We start from the raw sequence: 20,276 nt of genomic DNA on the forward strand, positions 1-20,276 counted from the left end.
GAACAGTGGGCTGGGCAAAGAAAAAAGGCAAGAAGCAGGAAAACCGGCTGTACCTGACCAGGGTAGCGCCGCTTCCGCTGGATAAATGGCTGCCCGTCTTCGAGATACCCATGCTTGCTGGGACGAAGCTGTGGAACTCCTGCGTGTGGGAGAGCCGGGAAGCCCGCAAAAACGGCACAAAGTACCCGACTGAAAGCGAGATGAAGGAAAAGTTCAAGGGCTACGAGTCCTGGAAACGGCTCCACTCCCAGAGTTCCCAGTCTGTGGTGGAAGAGTATTTCGAGGCGGTGCGCTCCTACGTCAAACATAAAGACAACGGACGCGACGAGATGCGCCCGCCCGGATTCAAGCCCAAAGCTACCTTGCGCACTATAACCTGGAAGCGGCAGGGCTTCGAGTGCCGGGAAGGCCTTTTGACCCTGAAGCTCTCCCGCAAGCTGGACGACATCGGAGTGTCACTTCCCGAGGGCTTTGACACCCTGGAATTGCCCGACGGCACAGTTTTGAAGGGGACGCCTGTCGAGGTCAAGGTGAAAGCGGTTTACCGCAAGGGGAAAGTGGTTGGTTTAGAGATGCACGTCACCTGGGACTTCGGCGTGGTGCCGATGGTGCTGGCCGGCAAGGTGTCGGCCTACGATTTAAACGCCGCCCTGGTCGCCAGGGGTTCCACCGAAGGCAGCCAGCAGTTAATCGTCTGCCGGGAACTGCTCTCTTTAATCCAGTACCGGAACAAAGTAATCGCCGAGTTCCAGCAGAAGATGTCCCGGTGCAAGGAAGGTTCCCGCAGGTGGAAAGCTCTTTTAAGCGCCAAGCGCAAAGCCCTTAAGAAATTGGAGCGCCGGATTAAGCAGTTGACCAACGCCTTGACCAAACTGATGGCCGGACTGGATCAGGCGGAAGACATAACCTTCTCTGTCCTAGGTGACTTAACCGACATCAGGCGGAAGTCCAGGTCCGGCGACAAGGACAAAAAAGCCAGCCAGAAGATTAACCAGTTACCTTACGCTCAAATCGAGCAGCAGCACGCGTACAAGTCCCTGCTCAGGCAGGTATATCCGGACAAAGCGAGCGAGAGATACAGCTCTCAGACGTGCAGTCATTGCGGGACGAGGAACAAATCTTACCGGGTCCACCGGGGCCTTTGGTGCTGCAAGAAGTGCCGTGCGACGATGCACGCCGATTTAAACGGTGTTAACGGCATCATGAAGAATTACCTGTTCGGGCACTGTGGTATAGAGCAGCCTTTCCCGCTCAAGCCGCCGGAAGTGTATCGGTGGAATAAAAGGTTGAACAGGTTTGTAAAAGTATCTCCAAGGGCATCGGCGTGAGCCGGTGTACCTGGAGTAGTTGCGACGGTGTGACGGTCGCCTGTGGGAGCCCCTCCGGCAACGGGTTAAAAGGGGGCGCTTACCACTGTAACCGCGCCAAGGGTTCCATTCGCCCAGGCGGGAAGCCCGTCCCCTGAAGGGGACGGGAGGAAGTCACTCAGGCTCAAATCAGCCAGGTGGATTTTTGCGATGTTCTCCTCCTGAAGGTCGAACTGGATCAGGACGAGAACGCCGCCGACACTGCGGCTGCCGTTGCCCAACAGGCCAAGGAAATCCTGAGGTTCACCTGCCAGGTGGAAACGGTGCCGTCCGGAACCTTCAGCGACGGCGACCGGAATATCCTGGACACACGCACTTGGGAATAGTACCGCCGTTTTACCGGCCGAAAAGGCGTCAGGATTTGCTCTCCATAAATATTTCCGCAACAACCCCGTGTGCGTCCGGGATGATGGTTCAGTGGAAGTGGACTCACAGCAGGGCGATTGCGTTGTCCCGCGCTGAATCCTTCACCATCGACGATTACTGCCCACGGCCTTCGGCCGGGTGGAACTCATCTTCTCGGCGATGGCCGCCCGGGGGATGGCCCTGGAAATCAACCCGGGCTTTGAGGAGTGCTTGCCCGGAACTCGCCTGACGCGCATGGCCCGTGACTTCGGAGTGGCCTACTTCTGCGTCGGGTCCGATGCGCACCGGCTTTCCGATCTTGCCTCAGGACTGGACAGAGTGCAAGTGCAACTAGATAAGCTCAAGCTTGGGGTAGCTACTTTTCGGCGGCGGCACGTGGTGCTGTTGGACAAACCGAGAAACCCGGGAATAAAATAGGTTTCAGGAGGCGACGGGCATGGCGGTGAAGCAATACCGAGAAGGCAACATTACGGCGGCTTTCGGTACGGACCTTTTCATCCACGGGGTGACCTTCGTGCCCAGCCTGTTGTTGAAATCGTACCGGCAGATGGGTCTGAACGAATCGGAGATGATGCTCCTTTTGCACCTGCTGCGGCTGCGTACCGAGGAAAAGGAACTTTGCCCGCCGGCGGCTTTACTCGGCGGGTTCATGTCCGGCGGGCAGGCTCAAGCGGAGCGTGACCTGGAGGGCCTGTTGGCGAAAGGCGTTATTGCCGTTACCCAGTACTTTCGCGAGGATGACCAGGGCGTAACCGAAGGGTACGACTTCGAGCCCCTGTTTGAGAAACTCTCAGAGGCCTGGGCGCGAAGCAAGGTGCATGAGATCGAGCTTACTCAGGCCCTGTTGGAGAACGGTGCCCACGCCGGATTGGAGGACCGCGAACTGGGCCAGCTGTGCGCTGAGTTTGCGAGGGAGTTCGGGAGGCCGCTCTCTCCGATCGAAGCCGAACAGGTGTCGCGCTGGTATTCGGGCCTCGGCCCGGCCTTGGTCCGGGAAGCCCTGCGCCGGGCGGTGCTGATCGGCAAGTATAATTTCAGGTACATCGACAGCATCCTGTTGGCCTGGCACAAGAACAACGTGCGGACCATTGAGCAGGTGCATGCCTTCGAACAGGAGTTCCAGCAACTCCGTAGCAAGCGCAAGCCGAAAAAAGCCGCTGCCGAAAGCCGCAACCGGGAAAAGGAAAAGGCGCTCATCAAAGCCCTATACATGAGTTAAGGAGTCTGATAGCTTGCCGGGCTGCAACGTCTGTGGCGACCGGGGCATCTACATAGTGGCCGGAACGGCGGTACCATGCAACTGCATGCGGCAGCGGGCCCTGGGTAACCGGCTGAAAACGGCCCAACTCACGGAGAGCATGCGGCGGCAAACTTTCGCCCGTTTTCAGCTACACTACTACTCCCAGGAACAGGCCGACGGCGGACGGTCGTATCGTGAAATCGCCCAACTGGCCCTCGGGGCGGCTCACGCCTTCGTGGAAAGGGTCAAGGCCGGCCCGACTGCCGAAGGGCTCCTGTTTACCGGCCGGGTCGGCACCGGAAAGACCTTTCTGGCCTGCTGCATTGCCAACGCCTTGCTGGAAGCTGGGGTTCAAGTGCTTTTTCTGGTGGTCCCGGACTACCTGGACCGGATCCGGTCCACCTACGACCTGGAAAGACCCGAGTATACCGAGCTGGACCTGACCGAGGCGGCCAAGTGGGCGCCGGTCCTGATTATGGATGACCTGGGCGCGCATCACTATACCGAGTGGGGCCGTCAGAAGCTTTATTCCTTGGTCAACCACCGCCTGAACCACCAACTGCCGCTGGTGGTAACCACCAACGTGAGCCTGGAAGACCTGGAGGAATACCTTGGAGAGCGAACAACCTCACGCCTTTTCCAGATGTGCCGTCCCTACCGTCTTCTGACCGACGTCGACATCCGCATTTCCCGCCGTCTGGGTCCCGAAACGGCGTAGTAACGTAGCGTAAGCGCTCCAAAACCCGCTTTTTTGCCGCAGCCTTTCCGCTCATAACCCCCGCCGTCGAAGTCCTCAGGCCGAGCCACCAGTTTTATGGATGTAATTAACTGGGCAGCCTTTAAATGGTTGCATAACGCTGCATTGCACTATGCAAAATACGTTTTGCGGAAGGAGGAGACAATGAGAGTAATTTATGTAAGCGTCCTGGTTCTGGTTCTGGCGCTGGGGGCGGCATTGTCGCCGGTGTCGGCGGCGGCGCACGTATACTACACGGTGCAGAACGGAGATACACTCTACGATATCTCCAGGCAATACGGCGTTTCGGTCGGTGTGCTGAGCGCGGCCAACCGCCTGCGGGGAGATCTGATCGTGCCCAACCAGGTTCTGGTAATTCCCGAGCACGTTCTTCGCTATTCCCGCGGCGACATTTGCCAGGAAGAGTTGGCACTCCTGGCGCGGATCATTCACGCCGAGGCGCGGGGGGAAAGCTTCGCGGGCCAAGTGGCCGTTGGTGCGGTGATTATGAACCGTTTGGCCAGCCCCGACTTTCCGTCCGATCTGCGGAGCGTGATCTTCCAGCGGAGTGCAAGCGTCTTCCAGTTCTCACCGGTCGGTGACGGTTCGATCGTGCTCTCACCCGACGAACGGGCGTTTCAGGCGGCCAAGCAGGCCCTGAGGGGAATGGATCCGACCCATGGGGCGTTGTTTTTCTACAACCCAAAGCTCGCCAGTGACACCTGGATACGGACGCTTCCGGTGATAACAACCATCGGGAACCACGTCTTCGCCACAAAAATTTAAGAGCGCCTGCGAGCGCTTTTTTTTTGGCATAAAAAGGAGTGCCACGGCCGGCGGCGAAAAGGCTATAAACTATCATATCCGGGTGTAGGATACTTGTAGAATAAGCGGGAAGGTGACCGGTTTGGAGAACTTGTCCGCCCTTTTCAATCCGGCCTCCGTAGCGATCATCGGGGCTTCCGGCAAGCCGGGTAAGATAGGTAATATCATTTTAAAAAATGTGATTTCGTCCGGTTATGGCGGGCAGATCATCCCCATCAACCCCAGGGAAAAGGAAATCGAGGGTTATCCGGCCTACGCGTCGGTCACCGAGGTCCCCGGGTCCGTTGAGGTGGCCGTGATTGCCGTTCCCGCCGCGGGTGTCCTGCCGGTGGTTGAAGAGTGCGGGCGGGCCGGGGTGAAACACTTGGTCGTGATCAGTGCCGGGTTTAAGGAAACGGGAGCCGAAGGCCTGGAGCGGGAGAAAGAACTGGTGGCGACGGCACGAAAGAGCGGCATGCGGGTGGTGGGGCCGAACTCTGTCGGCATCATGGACACCCACACGCCCCTGAACGCCTCTTTTGCCGCCGGTTTTCCGGGTCGGGGGGAAATCACCTTCATTTCCCAGAGCGGCGCGATGCTGGTCGCGATCCTGGATTGGAGCCTGATCACCGGCCTGGGCTTCAGCAAATTCATCAGCCTGGGAAATAAATCGGATTTGAACGAGGCCGACTTCATCGCCGCGGTCGCCGACGACCCCACGACCAAGGTGATCCTCTGCTACATCGAGGACGTGGCGGATGGCCTGCGTTTTCTGGAGGTGAGCAGCCAGGTCTGCCGGAAAAAGCCGATTGTGGTCCTGAAGTCGGGAACCAGCCAGGCCGGGGCCCAGGCCGCCTCCTCCCATACCGGGGCGCTGGCCGGCATTGACCTGGCCTACGAGGTGGCCTTCCGCCAGGCCGGGGTGATCCGGGTGCCGACGATGGCCGAACTGTTCGACCTGGCGGTGGCCTTCGCCCAGCAGCCCGTTCCGAAGGGAGACCGGCTGGCCATCGTGACGAATTCCGGCGGCCCCGGGATTGTGGCGACGGACAGCGCCGAGCGGCAGGGTTTGACCATCGCGCGGTTCAACAAGGCGACCCTGGAAGCGCTGCGGGCGGAGTTGCCCCGGGAGGCGAACATTTACAACCCGGTCGACGTCCTGGGAGACGCTCGGGCCGACCGCTACCGTTTCGCCCTGGAGAAGGTGCTGGCGGACGAGAGCGTTGATTCCGCCGTGGTCCTGGTTTGCCCGACCGCCACCGCAGAACCGGGCGAAACCGCGAAAGCGATTGTGGAAGTCGCCCGGCGGTTCCCCGACAAGCCGCTTTTCGGGGTGTACATGGGCGGCGAAATCCTGAAAGAGGGCGTTGATATTCTAAGCGCCGCCGGCATACCGTGCTACACCTTTCCGGAGACGGCGATCAGTGCCATGAGGGGGCTGGCGCAGTACGCCCGGTTGAAGAACTCTCCGCTCCCCGCACCCCGGCCGGTATTCGAGGGCGTCGACCGGGAGCGGGTGGCAAATATTTTCCGGGCGGTGAAAGAGGACAACCGGCTGGTGCTTCTGGGCAGTGAAGGGGCGGCAGTGGTCGAAGCTTACGGCATCCCCGTGTCTCCCACCAGGCTGGCCACCAGGGCCGAGGAGGCGGTGGCCGTGGCGGAAGAGATCGGTTACCCGGTTGTGCTGAAGGTGGCTTCGCCGAAAATCATTCACAAGACCGACATCGGAGGCGTACGGATGGGCTTGGACACGCCCGGTGAGGTGATGGCCGGCTTCTGGGCGGTGATGAGCAACGTGCAGCGCTCGCTGCCCGAGGTGATCCCGCACGGGATCGACGTCCAGCGTATGGCCCCCAAGGGAACGGAGGTGATTATCGGGATGAGCCGGGACGTCCATTTCGGCCCCCTGATCGCGTTCGGCTTGGGCGGCATCTACGTGAACCTTCTGGAGGACGTCTCCTTCCGCCTGGCCCACGGGTTGTCCCGAATGGAAATAGAGAAGATGATTATGGAAACCAAGGCCTTTACGCTGTTGCGCGGTTACCGCGGCCAGAAACCGGCCGACATCGCCGCTCTGGTCGATATTGTCGCCCGAGTGGCCCAATTGGTGATTGACTTTCCGGAGATCACGGAAATGGACATCAACCCGGTGTTCGCATACGTGTCGGGAGCACAGGCCCTGGACGTGAAAATTACCATTTCGTGAGGTGGCGAACGGTGAAGAATCTGTACTTGATCGGTACCCCCGGAAGCGGAAAAACGGCGGTGGCCCTGGGGCTGGCGCTGAAACTGCGCCAGGAGGGGTTCAACCCCGGGTATTTCAAACCTGTCGGAAGCACGGCCGGGGTGCTGCAGCAGCGTGACGAGGACGGGGTACTGATGAAAACGGTCCTGGGAATGTCGGAGGACCTGGATACCATTGTTCCGCTTACGGTGGGCAACTTTTACGTATCCGGATACCGGGAACCCCAGGAATGCCGGGACCGGGTGTTTGCGGCGTACCGCTTGATTGCCGGGAAGTACAACCCGGTGATTATCGACGGCACAAGTTTTCCGTGGGTCATGGCCGCTTTCGGTCTGGACGCCGTCAGCATCGCCGACGAGGTGGGGGCCGGGATCCTGTGCACCATGCGGATCAGGAACGATTTCAACTTCGACGAAACCCTATTTTTCAACCGTTACATCCGGTGCAAGGGTCTGAATTTGGTGGGAAACATTTTCAACAACATCCCGCGGCCGATGCTCGCGAAGACCCAAGGGGAATACGCCAACCTGTTGGAGTCTTCCGGTTTCCGCTGGCTGGGGGCGATTCCCCGGCGGCGTGAAATCCACGCCCCGACCGTGGCCGAGTACTACGACGTCCTGGGCGGCGAGCTGCTCGTCGGCGGGGAGAGACTGGACCTATTGGTCGAAGACGTGCTTATCGGCGCGATGACCATTGACAGCGCCTTGGATCACCTGCGGCGCGGCCTAAACAAGGCGGTGATCATCGGGGGGGACCGGGCGGATTACGCGCTCGCGGCACTCGAGACGAGTACGTCGGTACTGATCCTGACCGGCGGCTTGTACCCGCACCTGAGTGTGATCACCAGGGCCAAGGAGAAGGGTGTGCCGGTGATCCTGGTCCATTACGACACCGTGACGACCGTCGAGCGGATCTCGGAGGTGGTCCGCCGCATCCGGCCCGGTGACGAGAAGGCGATCGCGCTGGCGCTGGAGAATATTGAGCAATACTGCGACTGGCAGAAGATCATTGAACTTCTGGAGGCGTAAACTTCGCTTTTAGACCGGATTAAAGCGGCAATCCCACCCTGGAAATCGGGTGGGATTTTTTGTTTAGCCTCTCGGTATATTGGACACCCCCGTTCATATATATATAGTGTTAATGTCCGATTATGGAAAAATATTCTTCCCAATGGGATTCACCCCGGGGGGGATGCGTTAAGGTTGAGTAAAGCTTTTGACAACGGGGGCCGGATACCTTGAAATTCAAAGGGGGGAAGCAAGAAAATGGAAAGAATAGATATCTTCCGTGATATCGCCGAGCGTACCGGGGGTGACATCTACATCGGTGTGGTCGGGGGCGTGCGTACCGGCAAATCCACGTTCATCAAGAGGTTTATGGAACTCCTGGTCATCCCGAACATTAAAGACATTTACGACAAGGAACGGGCTCGCGACGAACTGCCGCAGAGCGGCGCCGGCCGTACGGTGATGACCACCGAACCCAAGTTTGTGCCCAACGAGGCTGTGGAAATCCTGGTCGGGCAAAGCGTGAGGCTCAAGGTGCGCCTGGTCGACAACGTGGGTTACCGGGTGGAGGGAGCCCTGGGCTTCGAGGAAGATGAAGAGCCCAGAATGGTGACGACGCCGTGGTTTGAAGAACCGATTCCGTTTATGGAAGCGGCCGAAATCGGCACGCGCAAGGTGATCACCGACCATTCCACCATCGGCCTGGTAATCACCACAGATGGCAGCATTACCGACATCCGGCGTGAAAACTACGTTGAAGCCGAGGAGCGAGTCATTGATGAATTGAAGCAGTTCGGAAAACCCTTTTTGGTGATCCTGAACACCACCAAACCACACGCCATAGATACGCAACACCTGGCGGGGGAGTTGCAGGTGAAATACGATGTGCCCGTGCTGCCGCTCGACTGCCTGGAAATGAGCCAGGGCGACGCGGTCACCATCTTGGAGGAGATCCTGTATGAGTTCCCGGTGACCGAAGTCAGAATCGATGTCCCGCTATGGGTGGAAGAATTGGAACCAACCCACTGGCTGCGTGAAAAGTTTGAGTCGGCCGTCCGGGAGGCCATCCGCCGGGTGCAACGGGTGCGGGACATCCAGGAGGCGACCGACCTCTTGGCCGGACAGGATTTCGTAGAGGAAACCACCTTGCGGGACCTGAACATGGGCACCGGTTGGGCCCAGGTGGAAGTGAAAGCCCGTCCGACCCTGTTCTACGAAATCGTCACCGAGCAGACCGGATTCCAGGTCAAGGGGGACCAGGATCTGTTCCGCCTGACCAAAGACCTGGCGGTGGCCAAGCGGGAATACGATAAAGTCGCCGCGGCCCTGCACGAGGTGCGGGATACGGGTTACGGTGTGGTGACGCCGCGGTTGGACGAGATGAATCTCGAAGAGCCGGAACTGATTCGCCAGGGCAACCGTTTCGGTGTCCGTTTGAGAGCCAGCGCCCCGTCGCTGCACGTGATCCGGGCCGACATCACCACCGAGATCACGCCGATCATCGGTACCGAAAAGCAATGTGAGGAACTGGTCCGGTTTATCTTGAACGAGTTCGAGGACGACCCGAAGAAGATCTGGGAATCGGAGATCTTCGGCAAGTCCCTGCACGATCTGGTCCGCGAGGGCATCCAGAACAAGCTGCACCGGATGCCCGAAAACGCTCAGGTAAAACTGCAGGAGACGTTGCAAAGAATCGTTAACGACGGTAGTGGCGGTCTCATTTGTATCATCATCTAGGCCGCTGTTCGGCGAAAGCCGTTTGGTACAAATACAAAAAACAAGAAACCCTTCTCAACTATAGAGAAGGGTTTCTATTATAGAGCCCGTAATGGCCTGCGCTCCGGCCACCACGAATCCCTTTACAGCCCGCGGCCACCTTTCGGCGACCACGGACCGTTGCGGAACCCGTGATGACCTTTGCTCGACCAAAATGCCTGCTTTAAGAGCTGCCGGCAGTCTCTCGACCGTCAGCAACCCGATACTCCGAATAAACTGAGTTGTCAGCAGACACCTTGATCTTAGCCTCGGACGGATGATTTCTCTTGGCAAGAAACCATCCGCCCTTACCTCCGGCCGATACCAAGCCGCTTGACCCGGTATCGGCTTTCGGTTCGATCACCGCCGAACCTTTCGATCCGGCGGTGGTCTCAGGCCCGGCCATTACGAACCCTTGACCTGTAGTATAACCATCGCCCGGCGGATTATCAGTCGTGCCGTCTGACATATTCTAGCGGTTGGAAAGGTATTTTTCCAATCCAGAAGCGGTTTGAGCCGTTGAATACTGAATAAGTCATTTAGTTGTTATTAATGACGCTCTTAATGTGCATACTAATGAAAACTATTCTGTAAGGAGGTTAAGATAGATGGTCATCAGTACGCCGGCTTCGCTGACCGAGTATTTCATGCAGGTGGATCACCGCCTGCCGCCGGAAGCGACCAGGGTGTTGCGGGCGCTGGGCGAACAGGGGCGGATGAACAAGGAGGAGTTGTCCCTGACCTCCCGCGTGAAACGGGCGGTGCTGGATCACATCATTATGCAGCTCTACGCCCTTGGCCTGGTGGACGTGACGGCGGAAGGCAAGAGCAAGATCTGCAGCCTGACCAAGCTGGGCTGGGAATTCATTGATTTGAAAGAAGAGCAGTTGCTCCAATAGTCGAAGCACCTCACCAGCTTGTAAACCGGCCCCCGGGAGATTATAATAAACTTCAGAAATAATTTCCCGGAGCAGACATGAACGACCATCGGGAATGGCGGTTGAAAAAGCCCGAACCGGTGCTCTCCCGGATGCTGGCGCGGGAGTGCGGTATTTCGGAGTTGACGGCCCAGTTGCTAGTCAACCGGGGTATTATCACCGTCAGGGAAGCACGAATTTTTTTGGACGGGGACCTGGACAGTCTATGGTCCCCGTATTTGCTGCGGGACATGGCCCCGACCGTGGACCGGATCCGGGGAGCGCTGGCCGCGGGTGAGAAGATCCTGGTCTATGGGGACTACGATGCGGACGGGATGACGGCTGCGGCCCTGATGGTGGCTGCCCTGCGGACCCTGCGCGGCCGGGTCGAGTATCATATTCCCTGGCGGGCGGACGGTTACGGTCTGAATCCGGAGGTGCTCGAGCGGGCGGCCGCGGACGGAGTCGGCCTGGTGATCACGGTGGACTGCGGGGTCAGCGCCCGCCGCGAGATCGAGCGGGCCCAAGCGCTGGGCCTGGACGTGGTGGTCACGGACCACCACGAGCCGCAGGGTCTTTTGCCGCCGGTGCCGGTGGTGAATCCCCGCCGGCCGGACTGTAATTACCCGTTTAAGGATCTCGCCGGGGTCGGAGTGGCTTTCAAGTTGGCCCAGGCCCTGCTCGGTGACGAATTGCCGCCGCCGTTTTTGGGGCTGGCCTGTCTGGGCACCGTAGCCGATGTGATGCCGCTGCGGGGCGAAAACCGCTTGCTGGTTCGTCACGGTCTGCCGCAATTGTTGGACAATCCCGGCATCGCCGCCCTGGGCGCTTGCCAAGGGGAGAACCCGGTCGTTCGTGATGTGGCCTTTGGTATCGCCCCCTTGCTGAACGCTGCGGGGCGCATCGGCCGTCCGGAACTGGGAGTGGAAATCCTCCTGGCCGGACCAGGTGAGGCTGCGGCACTCGCCGCGCAACTGGCGGCTTTGAACGAGGAGCGCAAGTACCTGGAGGAAAAAGTGTCCGCCGCGGTGCTTGCCGAATTGAGCGGACTGCCGGAAGTACCCCCGGTGGTGGTTCTGGCCGGTGAAGATTGGCACCCGGGAGTGATCGGGATCGTGGCTTCACGCCTGGCGGGCCGTCTGGGAAGACCGGTGGCCCTGATCGCGGTGGACGGCGACGAGGGCCGGGGTTCGATCCGGGCCGGAGAGGGCTGGAATCTGGTGGAGGCGCTGGAGTCCTGCAGGGAGGTTTTGACCCGGTTCGGAGGCCACCGGTGCGCGGCCGGATTCACTCTGCCCACCGCAGCGATCCCCGGCTTCCGCGAAGCCATATGCCGGTACGCCCGGCACCTTCCGGTTCCGGCGTCGGGGCCGGAGTTGGAGATTGAGGCGCTGGTAACTCTGGACCAGCTCACGCCGGAGGTTTTGCGGGAGATTGAGGCCCTGGAACCTTGGGGCGCGCAAAACGACCCTCCGATCCTGGCCGCCGAGGATTTGCGGGTCGTGAAACACTACAGGGTCGGGCGGGAGGGCGAACACCTGAAGTTGGTCCTGGAGCAGGGCCGGACGATCATAAGCGGTATCGGTTTCGGTCTGGCCCCGGCCCACCCGGAAATAGCGGAGTGCAGGCGGGTGCACCTGGCGTTTGTGCCGGTAATCAACCGGTGGAACGGAAGGGAGACGCCCGAAATCAAAGTGGTGGATTGGAAACCGGGCCCGGCCGGCACGATGACGGTCCAGTCCGCCGCCGGCGCGGAAGCGCCTGATTATGTGCCGCCCCCCTTTCTGACCGAAGCGCTGACCGGCGGAGACCCGCGGGAACCGGAGGGCGAATGGCGGCTCCGCACGGTGTATGACCTGCGGCACCTGCCGTTCTGGGGACCGCAGGCCCGGCGTTTTCTAAACGGAGACCGCCCGACACTGGTCGCCGTACCCAACCCGGAGATGATCCCGGAAGTCGTGTCCAAAATGCGCATGACTCTCCCCCGGTTGCTCGAAAGGCTGGAATGGCTGACACCGGAGATGGATACGGCGGGCGGCGGCGTCCGTGAGCGTTTTCGTTCCGGGGCGGCGAGCACCGTGGTCGCGGTGCCTCCCGACGGCTGTGATCTTTTCCCCGCGCGTGTCGTCACGCTCGGCCTGATGTACCACTGGTCGCAGTGGCGGGCCCTGGCCCGGTGCGGGGAGGAACTGGTGCTAGCCTTTTCCGGTTATGACCACGTCCGCAACCGGCGTCATCTCCGCAGTCTGGCACCGAACCGGAAGTGTCTTTTGACGCTGTTCCGGCTGTTGCGTTCCCTGGACCTCCGGGTGGACTCCGACCGCCGCGCGCTCTTCGCCGCGATGCATACCCAGGGCCACCCTGATTTTACACCCGTCACGTTGGACGTCGGTCTCACCATCCTCGAGGAACTCGACCTGGTCGCCCGCCGCGGTGACGGCGGGCTGGAGGTTCGTAAAAAACCGGGTGAACGAAAGCATCTGAGCCAGGCGCCCACCTTCCGGCGCGTGCATAGGATAAAGCGCGACGCCTGGCGGTGCCACAAGTTCTTTCTGGGGGCGACCCGCGGTGAACTGGCTCGGTTTTTCAAATGTGATATAATTCCCTTGGGTGATGGTCCGCATGCCGATTGAGACGCTGGTGGAAAGGATCCGGCAATACAACCCGCGAGTCGATGTTTCCTTTATTCAGCGGGCGTACGAGTTCGCCCAGGAGGCGCACCACAACCAAAAGCGGATTTCCGGTGAGGACTTCATCGTTCACCCCCTGGAAGTGGCGCAGATTCTGGCCGAACTTGAACTCGACCTGGAAAGCGTAGTCGGGGGTCTTTTGCACGACGTCATAGAAGACGCCGGGATCGAACTGTGCGTCATCCGGGAGGAGTTCGGCGACGAGGTCGCCCTGCTCGTCGACGGGGTCACCAAGCTGAGGCGCCTGGCCTACCGTTCCAAGGAGGAGCAGCAGGCCGAAAACCTGCGGAAAATGCTCCTGGCTATGGCCAAGGACGTGCGGGTGATCCTGATCAAGCTGGCCGACCGCCTCCACAACCTGCGGACCCTCCAGTACCACACCGTGCCCAAACAGCGCGAAATCGCCCAGGAAACCCTGGAAATATTCGCTCCTTTGGCCCACCGCCTCGGTATCTACCGGATCAAATCTGAATTGGAAGACATCGCTTTTCGTTTCCGGGAACCGGAGCGGCACGAGGAACTGACCCGGCGCCTGAGCGCGACCCGCAGCGTGCGCGAAGGCTACATCGGGGGCGTGATCAAAATCTTGCAGGAAAAGCTGGGCGGCATGGGAATCACCGCGGACATCCAGGGCCGACCCAAGCACCTGTACAGCATCTACCAGAAGATGTTGGCTCAGGAAAAAGACCTGGAGGAAATCTTCGACATCCTCGGCATCCGGATCCTGGTGGAGTCGGTCAAAGACTGCTACGCCACCCTCGGGGTGGTCCACACCCTCTGGAAGCCGGTCCCCGGGCGTTTCAAGGACTATATCGCCATGCCCAAGTCGAATATGTACCAATCGCTGCACACTTCCGTGGTCGGCCCCGAAGGCGAGGTGCTGGAAATCCAGGTCCGCACCTGGGACATGCACCGTACCGCCGAGTACGGCATCGCCGCGCACTGGCGCTATAAATCCGGGACCCGCGCCGACCCCGCGTTCGACGAAAAACTAGCCTGGTTGAGACAGCTCCTGGAGTGGCAGCACGAGTTGCGGGACGCCCGCGAGTTCATGGAAACCCTGAAGATCGACCTGTTCGCCGATTCGGTCTACGTCTTCACCCCGGCGGGCGACGTGCTGGAATTGCCTGCGGGTTCGATACCGTTGGACTTCGCCTACCGCATCCACACCGACCTTGGTCACCGGAGCATCGGGGCCCGGGTGAACGGCAAACTGGTGCCTTTGAACTACCAGTTAAAAACCGGCGACATCGTCGACATCATCAAGGGCAAACAGGCCGGCCCCAGCCGGGACTGGCTGAACCTGGTAAAGACTCCCCAGGCGAAGACCAAGATCCGTCAGTGGTTCAAAAAGGAACAGCGCGAGGAGAACATCCAGCGCGGCCGGGAGGCCCTGGAGCGCGAGGCGCGGAAGCAGGGTTTGGAATTGGAGCATCTGCGGGGCGAACGCGTGCTGGAACTGGGCAGGAAGTACAACTTACACACCATCGAAGACGTCCACGCGGCGGTGGCGCTCGGCGTGGTGACGGCCAACACCCTGGTGGCGCGTTTGAAAGAACTGCTCCGGCCCGTGCCCGCGGAAGTTCAGCTTCCGGACGTAGTCCTTGAAAAACGGCGGTCTCCGGCTACCCAGGGGGTACGGGTCCTAGGGGCCGACAACCTGCTGGTGCGTCTGGCTCACTGCTGCAACCCGGTGCCCGGGGACGCCATTGTGGGCTACATCACCCGGGGGCGCGGGGTTTCGGTGCACCGGGCGGACTGCCGCAACATCGGAGTGTGGCGGGAAAAAGAGCGGGAACGGCTCGTGGAAGTCGTCTGGGAGAAGACCGAAATTCCTTTCCAGATCCGGCTGGAGATTTCGGGAATGGACCGGGCCGGCCTTTTACGCGACGTGATGAATGTGCTCAGTGAAATGAAGATCAGCGCCAGCTGGGTGACTGCCCGGGGCAACAAGAGCAAGATGGCGACGATCGCCCTGACCGTGGAAATCCGCAACCTGGAGCAATTCGACTACCTCCGGCAAAAGATCGGCAGAATACGGGACGTATATGAGGTAAGGCGGGTGATCTAGTGCGGGCGGTGGTCCAGCGCGTCTCCCGGGGGGTGGTAACCGTCGGGGAAGAGACGGTGGGGGAGATCGGTCACGGTTTTGTGGTCCTTCTGGGAGTCGGTCGGGAAGACACCCCGGACGATGCCGCCTACCTGGCCGAGAAGATCGCCAACCTGCGGGTATTCGCCGACGAGAACGGCAAGCTGAACCGTTCGGTGCTCGAAAACGGCGGCAGCGTTCTGGTCGTATCCCAGTTCACCCTGTTCGGGGACTGTCGCAAGGGGCGGCGGCCCGGTTTTTCGGCGGCCGCGCCGCCGGAGCGCGCCGTTGAATTGTACGCCGAGTTTGTGCGGCGGCTCGCCGCCCTGGGCGTGCCGACGGCTCAGGGGCGGTTTCAGGAACATATGGAAGTTTTGATCGTGAACGACGGTCCGGTAACCCTGATCCTGGACAGCAGGAAGCTTTTTTGAGGAGGGGAACGGGGGAAGTGCGAAGGCTGATCCTGGACACACTCGTGGTGGGAGCGCTGCAAACCAACTGCTACATCCTCGGCTGTCCCAATACCCGGGAGGCGCTGGTGATCGATCCCGGGGCGGAAGCGGAACTCATCGGCAGCACCCTGGACAAGCACGGGCTGAAATTGAAAACGGTCGTCCTCACCCACGGGCACGCCGACCATATCGGTGCCTGCGGGGAACTGCGGCGCGAGCCTGGTGTCACGCTGGCCATCCACCGGGAAGACGCGCCCCTGCTCTCCGACACGCACCGGAACCTCACTGCTTACATCGGCCCCCCGCTCACTCTATCCGCGGCGGAAACGCTACTCGGCGACGGGGACCGGGTGGAGTTCGGCGCCGGAATCCAACTGACTGTCCTGCACACCCCGGGGCACACCCGGGGAAGCATCTGCCTTTTGGGCGAGGGTTTCCTGTTCAGCGGCGACACGCTGTTCGCCGGGGCTGTGGGGCGAACGGATTTCCCCGGAGGGGATTTCAAAACGCTCATCGCTTCCCTGAAGAACCGGTTGGAGCCGCTTCCCGATGACACCCGGGTTTACCCGGGCCACGGGCCGGCGAGCACCATGGGGGTTGAAAAGCGGGAGAACCCCTACCTGACGACCGAATGGTGACGCAAGAACAGGCAGATAATCGGGGTGAGGGAATGTTTAACGAAGAACCGCCGGAGGCCGGCGACAGGCGTTACACCATCGTGGTGACCGGTGACGGGGAGTTTCTGGTGGGCACGTGCGTGGAACTCGGGGTATCTGCGCAGGGGGGGACCCGGGAGGGGTGCCTGGAAAACCTGCGCGAGGCCATCGCCCTTTTTCTGGACGATGAACCGATTGTGCTTCCGGCCAAGGTGGTAAAAGCCCTGACAGCAGCCGGCTACCACGGGGTGAACAAGAGGGGCCGCCACATCAAGTTCCGCAAGTACGGCTCCCGGCCGGACACACTGGTGCTGCCGAACGAAACCCGGTTGGCGCGTCATTTTATCGACCTGGTTTGCGCCCGGACCGGGTGCTCCCCGGAAGAACTCCAGGGCCCGGGAAACGGGACCGAGTCTTGACAGATTCCTGCGCCCGGCATAAAATCTCGGCAGTTTATGTTTTGATGGGAGACGAGTGCCAATGCTGATTTCCAGGCCGCGAGGTACCAGCGACCTCCTGCCGGGGGATACGGCAAGGTGGCAGCGGGTGGAAGCGGTGATCCGGGACCTCTGCCGGGTTTACGGGTACGGGGAAATCCGCACACCGCTCTTTGAGGCCACGGAGCTTTTCCAGCGCGGCGTGGGTGATATCACCGACATCGTGGAAAAAGAGATGTACACCTTCACCGACAAAGGCGGCCGCAGCCTGACCCTGAGGCCCGAAGGAACCGCTCCGGTGACCCGGGCCTATCTGGAAAACGGCCTGCACGCCGTCCCGCAGCCGGTGAAGCTTTTTTACGTCGGGCCGATGTTCCGTTATGACCGGCCGCAGGCCGGGCGTTACCGCCAGTTCCACCAGTTCGGGGTGGAGATTTTCGGGGCGGCGGACCCGGCCGCCGACGCCGAAGTGATCGCGCTGGCGATGCACTTCTTCGACCGGCTGGGCTTGGCCGGCCTGGAACTGCATCTGAACAGCGTGGGCTGTCCCGGCTGCCGGGCGGTGCTGCGCAGAAAACTGGCGGACTATTTTGAGCCCCGGGCCGATGAATTGTGTGCAAACTGCAGAGGCCGCCTTAGGAAAAACCCGCTGCGGCTCCTGGACTGCAAGGAAGAGCGGTGCCGTGAGGCCGGGCGGGGCGCTCCCGTCCCAGTGGACTACCTGTGTCCGGAGTGCGGCGGTCATTTCGGCCGGGTGCAGCGTTATCTGGACCTCCTGGGAATAAGTTTCAAGCTGAACCCATGTCTGGTGCGCGGGCTGGACTACTATACCAGGACCGCCTTTGAAATTCTGGTCCCCGGGGGCGGCGCCCAGGACGCGGTGGGCGGCGGCGGCCGGTACGACGGGTTGGTGAGTGCCATCGGGGGGCCGGCCGTTCCCGGTGTCGGCTTCGCCTTGGGGCTCGAGCGGACGCTGCTTTTGTGGTCCAGGCAGGCCGGAGAAGAGGTCTTACCTCAGGGTCCGGTGGTGTTCATCGCCACCGCGGGGGAAACGGAGGAGACGGCCACCGTGCTGCTGTCCGGACTGCGTGCGGCCGGCGTGCCCGCCGACCGCGAATACACCGGTCGGAGCCTCAAGGCGCAAATGAAGTTTGCCGCCAAGTTGGGTGCGCGCTGGGTGATCATTGTGGGTAAGGATGAACTGGAGGCCGGTGAGGTGATCCTGAGAGATATGGGGGCGGGCCTGCAAACTAGGGTTTCACTGGGGGAAGTCGTGGAGCGGCTGCGGCGAGACGCCCGAGGATAGTGAAAGGTGGTGGGACAGTGGAAACTGATACCATGCGGGGACTGAAACGCACCCACAGCTGCGGCAGCCTGTCCCGTAAAGAGGTAGGCTTACGGGTGGTCGTCATGGGCTGGGTGGACAGCAGGCGGGATCACGGGGGTCTCGTCTTCGTCGACTTGAGGGACCGGTCAGGGGTGGTGCAGGTCGTGTTTAGCCCCGAGGACCGGAAATCCTTCACCAAGGCCCAAACCTTGCGCAGCGAGTACGTGCTGGCCGTGGCCGGTACAGTCCGCCGGCGCCCGGCGGGTACCGAAAACCCGAAGCTCAGCACCGGAGAGATCGAGATCCAGGCGGAGGAGGCGCGGATCTTGAACCGCGCCCGCACCCCGGTGTTTTACATTGAGGACGGCGTGGAGGTAGATGAAAACCTGCGCCTGCGCTACCGCTACCTGGACCTGCGCCGTCCCGAAATGCAGCGGACCCTTGAATTCCGGCACCGCGCGGCGAAAGCGGTCCGGGACTTTCTTGATTCCCGGGGCTTCTGGGAGATTGAAACGCCCTTTCTGACCCGGAGCACGCCGGAGGGCGCGCGCGATTACCTGGTGCCCAGCCGGCTGAATCCCGGCAAGTTCTACGCCCTGCCCCAATCACCGCAGCTGTTCAAACAGCTGTTGATGGTTTCCGGGTGCGAACGCTACTTCCAGATTGTGCGCTGCTTCCGAGACGAGGACCTACGGGCGGACCGTCAACCGGAGTTTACTCAGATCGACCTGGAGATGTCCTTTGTGGACAGCGGGGACGTAATGGCCCTCGTGGAGGAAATGGTGGCCGCGTTGTACCGGGAAACCACGGGGGTTGAACTCGAAATCCCGTTCCCGCGGATAACCTACGCCGACGCCATGGACCGGTTCGGCACCGATAAGCCCGACCTGCGTTACGGGATGGAACTCCATGACGTCACAGACGTGGCAGCGGGGTGCGGTTTCAAGGTGTTCCAGACCGTCGCCGGGGGCGGCGGCCGGGTGAAGGGGATCAGCGTGCCCGGCGGTGCGGTTTTCAGCCGGAAAGAGCTGGACGACCTGACCAGGTTCGCCGGACAGTACGGCGCCCGGGGTTTGGCCTATCTGCTGTATACCGAAGAGGGGATCAGATCGCCGATTGCCAAGTTCTTCACCGCCGGCGAACTCGAGGCGCTGGTCCGGCGCCTGGAGGCGGTGCCGGGCGACCTGCTGCTGTTCGTGGCCGACCGCCCGGCGGTGGTGGCCGCGGCGCTGTCGGCCCTGCGGCGTCACCTGGCCGAACGGCTGGGACTGATCGACCGTTCGCGGAACGAGTTTGTCTGGGTGCGGGAGTTTCCGCTCCTGGAGTACGACGAAGATGAGAAACGGTTTGTGGCCGTACACCACCCGTTCACTGCGCCCGTGGAAGAGGACATCGCCCTGCTGACTGTAGAACCGGCGCGGGTTCGGGCCCGGGCGTATGACCTGGTGTTGAACGGGGTCGAAATCGGCGGCGGCAGCATCCGGATACACCGCCGGGACGTCCAGGAGCTGGTTTTCAGCGCGATCGGCCTTGAACCTGGGGAGGTTAAAGAGAAGTTCGGTTTTTTGCTGGAAGCTTTCGAATACGGGACCCCGCCGCACGGCGGTTTCGCGGTCGGGTTCGACCGGCTGGTGATGCTCGCCGCCGGCAAACAAACCATCCGTGACGTGATGGCCTTCCCCAAGACCCAGAGCGGGACCGACCTGATGACCGGCGCCCCCGACGCCGTCGCTCCGGCACAGCTGCGTGAATTGGGCATAATCGTCGCCAGCAAGCCGAAGGGTGCAGCCGGCGACGGGTGACCGCCGCCTCCCGGCGCGCGTGGGCTCAGGCACTTGCCAAAGATGAACGTTTGTGCTAGTATTGTTTAAGACCCGGGCAAACAGAATATGAGCACAAGCCCTACTTTGTCCGTGGCATTCTCGAAGTTCTGAGCCAACACCGACGCATTGGGAGCCCGGCCTCTGGTTGCGGCTTGCAGGCCTCCGCCGCGAGGAAGCGAAAAACAACCAGGAGGGCACCCACCAGTTCTGAGATTGGGTTCAGGAAACTTTGAGCGGAGCCACGGCAATGTGGGGTTTTACTTTTCCGTACTTAAACAAAACACTCTTTCTGACATAGTCATTCTCGCACGACTTGTTGCGATCGGTAATAGCCGTGTTCGTCCGGACACGGTTCTCTGTTATTT

At 60.9% G+C, this 20,276-nt stretch carries 17 protein-coding genes and 1 other RNA gene; all 18 read left to right on the forward strand.

Going from position 1 to position 20,276, the window contains the following annotated elements:
- Window positions 1-5: 5 nt before the first annotated feature.
- A complete protein-coding gene (locus tag DAUD_RS04495; RefSeq protein WP_012301988.1) occupies window positions 6-1,328 on the forward strand; it encodes an RNA-guided endonuclease InsQ/TnpB family protein in 1,323 nt (440 codons plus the stop codon).
- A 176-nt stretch (window positions 1,329-1,504) separates the two neighbouring features.
- Window positions 1,505-1,693 carry a hypothetical protein gene (locus tag DAUD_RS04500; RefSeq protein WP_012301989.1) on the forward strand — a complete coding sequence of 63 codons (189 nt, stop codon included), beginning with the start codon at window positions 1,505-1,507 and terminating at the stop codon, window positions 1,691-1,693.
- 178 nt (window positions 1,694-1,871) lie between these two features.
- Window positions 1,872-2,150, forward strand: coding sequence for a PHP domain-containing protein (locus DAUD_RS04505; RefSeq protein ID WP_012301990.1), 279 nt, complete (start codon window positions 1,872-1,874; stop codon window positions 2,148-2,150).
- 19 nt (window positions 2,151-2,169) lie between these two features.
- Window positions 2,170-2,952, forward strand: coding sequence for a DnaD domain-containing protein (locus DAUD_RS04510; protein WP_012301991.1), 783 nt, complete (start codon window positions 2,170-2,172; stop codon window positions 2,950-2,952).
- A gap of 13 nt (window positions 2,953-2,965) precedes the next feature.
- The gene (locus DAUD_RS04515; RefSeq protein WP_012301992.1) at window positions 2,966-3,691 is read left to right on the forward strand and encodes an ATP-binding protein; all 726 of its coding nucleotides are present in this window, start codon (window positions 2,966-2,968) and stop codon (window positions 3,689-3,691) included.
- A 183-nt stretch (window positions 3,692-3,874) separates the two neighbouring features.
- Window positions 3,875-4,495 (forward strand): cell wall hydrolase, encoded by a 621-nt coding sequence (locus tag DAUD_RS04520; protein ID WP_041570822.1) that lies wholly within the window; start codon window positions 3,875-3,877, stop codon window positions 4,493-4,495.
- Window positions 4,496-4,607: 112 nt separating this feature from the next.
- Window positions 4,608-6,719, forward strand: coding sequence for an acetate--CoA ligase alpha subunit (acs, locus tag DAUD_RS04525; protein ID WP_456298434.1), 2,112 nt, complete (start codon window positions 4,608-4,610; stop codon window positions 6,717-6,719).
- 11 nt (window positions 6,720-6,730) lie between these two features.
- Window positions 6,731-7,786 carry a phosphotransacetylase family protein gene (locus DAUD_RS04530; RefSeq protein WP_012301995.1) on the forward strand — a complete coding sequence of 352 codons (1,056 nt, stop codon included), beginning with the start codon at window positions 6,731-6,733 and terminating at the stop codon, window positions 7,784-7,786.
- Window positions 7,787-8,023: 237 nt separating this feature from the next.
- On the forward strand, window positions 8,024-9,502 hold the full coding sequence (gene spoIVA, locus DAUD_RS04535; RefSeq protein WP_012301996.1) for a stage IV sporulation protein A: 1,479 nt from the start codon (window positions 8,024-8,026) through the stop codon (window positions 9,500-9,502).
- A gap of 626 nt (window positions 9,503-10,128) precedes the next feature.
- Window positions 10,129-10,419, forward strand: a complete 291-nt coding sequence (locus DAUD_RS04540) for a hypothetical protein (protein ID WP_012301998.1) — start codon at window positions 10,129-10,131, stop codon at window positions 10,417-10,419.
- Window positions 10,420-10,496: 77 nt separating this feature from the next.
- Window positions 10,497-13,070, forward strand: a complete 2,574-nt coding sequence (gene recJ, locus DAUD_RS11540) for a single-stranded-DNA-specific exonuclease RecJ (protein ID WP_012301999.1) — start codon at window positions 10,497-10,499, stop codon at window positions 13,068-13,070.
- A complete protein-coding gene (locus DAUD_RS04550; protein ID WP_012302000.1) occupies window positions 13,060-15,198 on the forward strand; it encodes a RelA/SpoT family protein in 2,139 nt (712 codons plus the stop codon). The genes recJ and DAUD_RS04550 overlap by 11 nt, the downstream gene beginning before the upstream one ends.
- Window positions 15,198-15,647, forward strand: coding sequence for a D-aminoacyl-tRNA deacylase (dtd, locus tag DAUD_RS04555; protein ID WP_012302001.1), 450 nt, complete (start codon window positions 15,198-15,200; stop codon window positions 15,645-15,647). Before DAUD_RS04550 ends, dtd begins: the two co-directional genes overlap by 1 nt.
- A 17-nt stretch (window positions 15,648-15,664) precedes the next feature.
- Window positions 15,665-16,306: an MBL fold metallo-hydrolase gene (locus tag DAUD_RS04560; RefSeq protein ID WP_012302002.1), complete on the forward strand. Its 642-nt coding sequence runs from the start codon at window positions 15,665-15,667 to the stop codon at window positions 16,304-16,306.
- Window positions 16,307-16,338: 32 nt separating this feature from the next.
- The gene (locus DAUD_RS04565; protein ID WP_012302003.1) at window positions 16,339-16,743 is read left to right on the forward strand and encodes a hypothetical protein; all 405 of its coding nucleotides are present in this window, start codon (window positions 16,339-16,341) and stop codon (window positions 16,741-16,743) included.
- A 61-nt stretch (window positions 16,744-16,804) separates the two neighbouring features.
- Window positions 16,805-18,067, forward strand: a complete 1,263-nt coding sequence (hisS, locus tag DAUD_RS04570; RefSeq protein WP_012302004.1) for a histidine--tRNA ligase — start codon at window positions 16,805-16,807, stop codon at window positions 18,065-18,067.
- Between the two features lie 32 nt (window positions 18,068-18,099).
- Window positions 18,100-19,890: an aspartate--tRNA ligase gene (gene aspS, locus DAUD_RS04575; RefSeq protein ID WP_041571154.1), complete on the forward strand. Its 1,791-nt coding sequence runs from the start codon at window positions 18,100-18,102 to the stop codon at window positions 19,888-19,890.
- A 94-nt stretch (window positions 19,891-19,984) separates the two neighbouring features.
- A non-coding RNA gene (gene ssrS, locus DAUD_RS12050) (6S RNA) lies at window positions 19,985-20,171 on the forward strand.
- Window positions 20,172-20,276: the final 105 nt, after the last annotated feature.

The organism is Candidatus Desulforudis audaxviator MP104C, assembly GCF_000018425.1.
Taxonomy (GTDB): domain Bacteria; phylum Bacillota; class Desulfotomaculia; order Desulfotomaculales; family Desulforudaceae; genus Desulforudis; species Desulforudis audaxviator.

What these genes read in the sequence shown, in the direction of transcription:
- DAUD_RS04510 (WP_012301991.1), top strand. Translation starts at nt 2,170, where the DNA reads ATGGCGGTGAAGCAATACCGAGAAGGCAACATTACGGCGGCTTTCGGT.
- DAUD_RS04520 (WP_041570822.1), top strand. Translation starts at nt 3,875, where the DNA reads ATGAGAGTAATTTATGTAAGCGTCCTGGTTCTGGTTCTGGCGCTGGGG.
- spoIVA (WP_012301996.1), top strand. Translation starts at nt 8,024, where the DNA reads ATGGAAAGAATAGATATCTTCCGTGATATCGCCGAGCGTACCGGGGGT.
- DAUD_RS04540 (WP_012301998.1), top strand. Translation starts at nt 10,129, where the DNA reads ATGGTCATCAGTACGCCGGCTTCGCTGACCGAGTATTTCATGCAGGTG.
- recJ (WP_012301999.1), top strand. Translation starts at nt 10,497, where the DNA reads ATGAACGACCATCGGGAATGGCGGTTGAAAAAGCCCGAACCGGTGCTC.
- DAUD_RS04550 (WP_012302000.1), top strand. Translation starts at nt 13,060, where the DNA reads ATGCCGATTGAGACGCTGGTGGAAAGGATCCGGCAATACAACCCGCGA.
- DAUD_RS04565 (WP_012302003.1), top strand. Translation starts at nt 16,339, where the DNA reads ATGTTTAACGAAGAACCGCCGGAGGCCGGCGACAGGCGTTACACCATC.
- hisS (WP_012302004.1), top strand. Translation starts at nt 16,805, where the DNA reads ATGCTGATTTCCAGGCCGCGAGGTACCAGCGACCTCCTGCCGGGGGAT.
- aspS (WP_041571154.1), top strand. Translation starts at nt 18,100, where the DNA reads ATGCGGGGACTGAAACGCACCCACAGCTGCGGCAGCCTGTCCCGTAAA.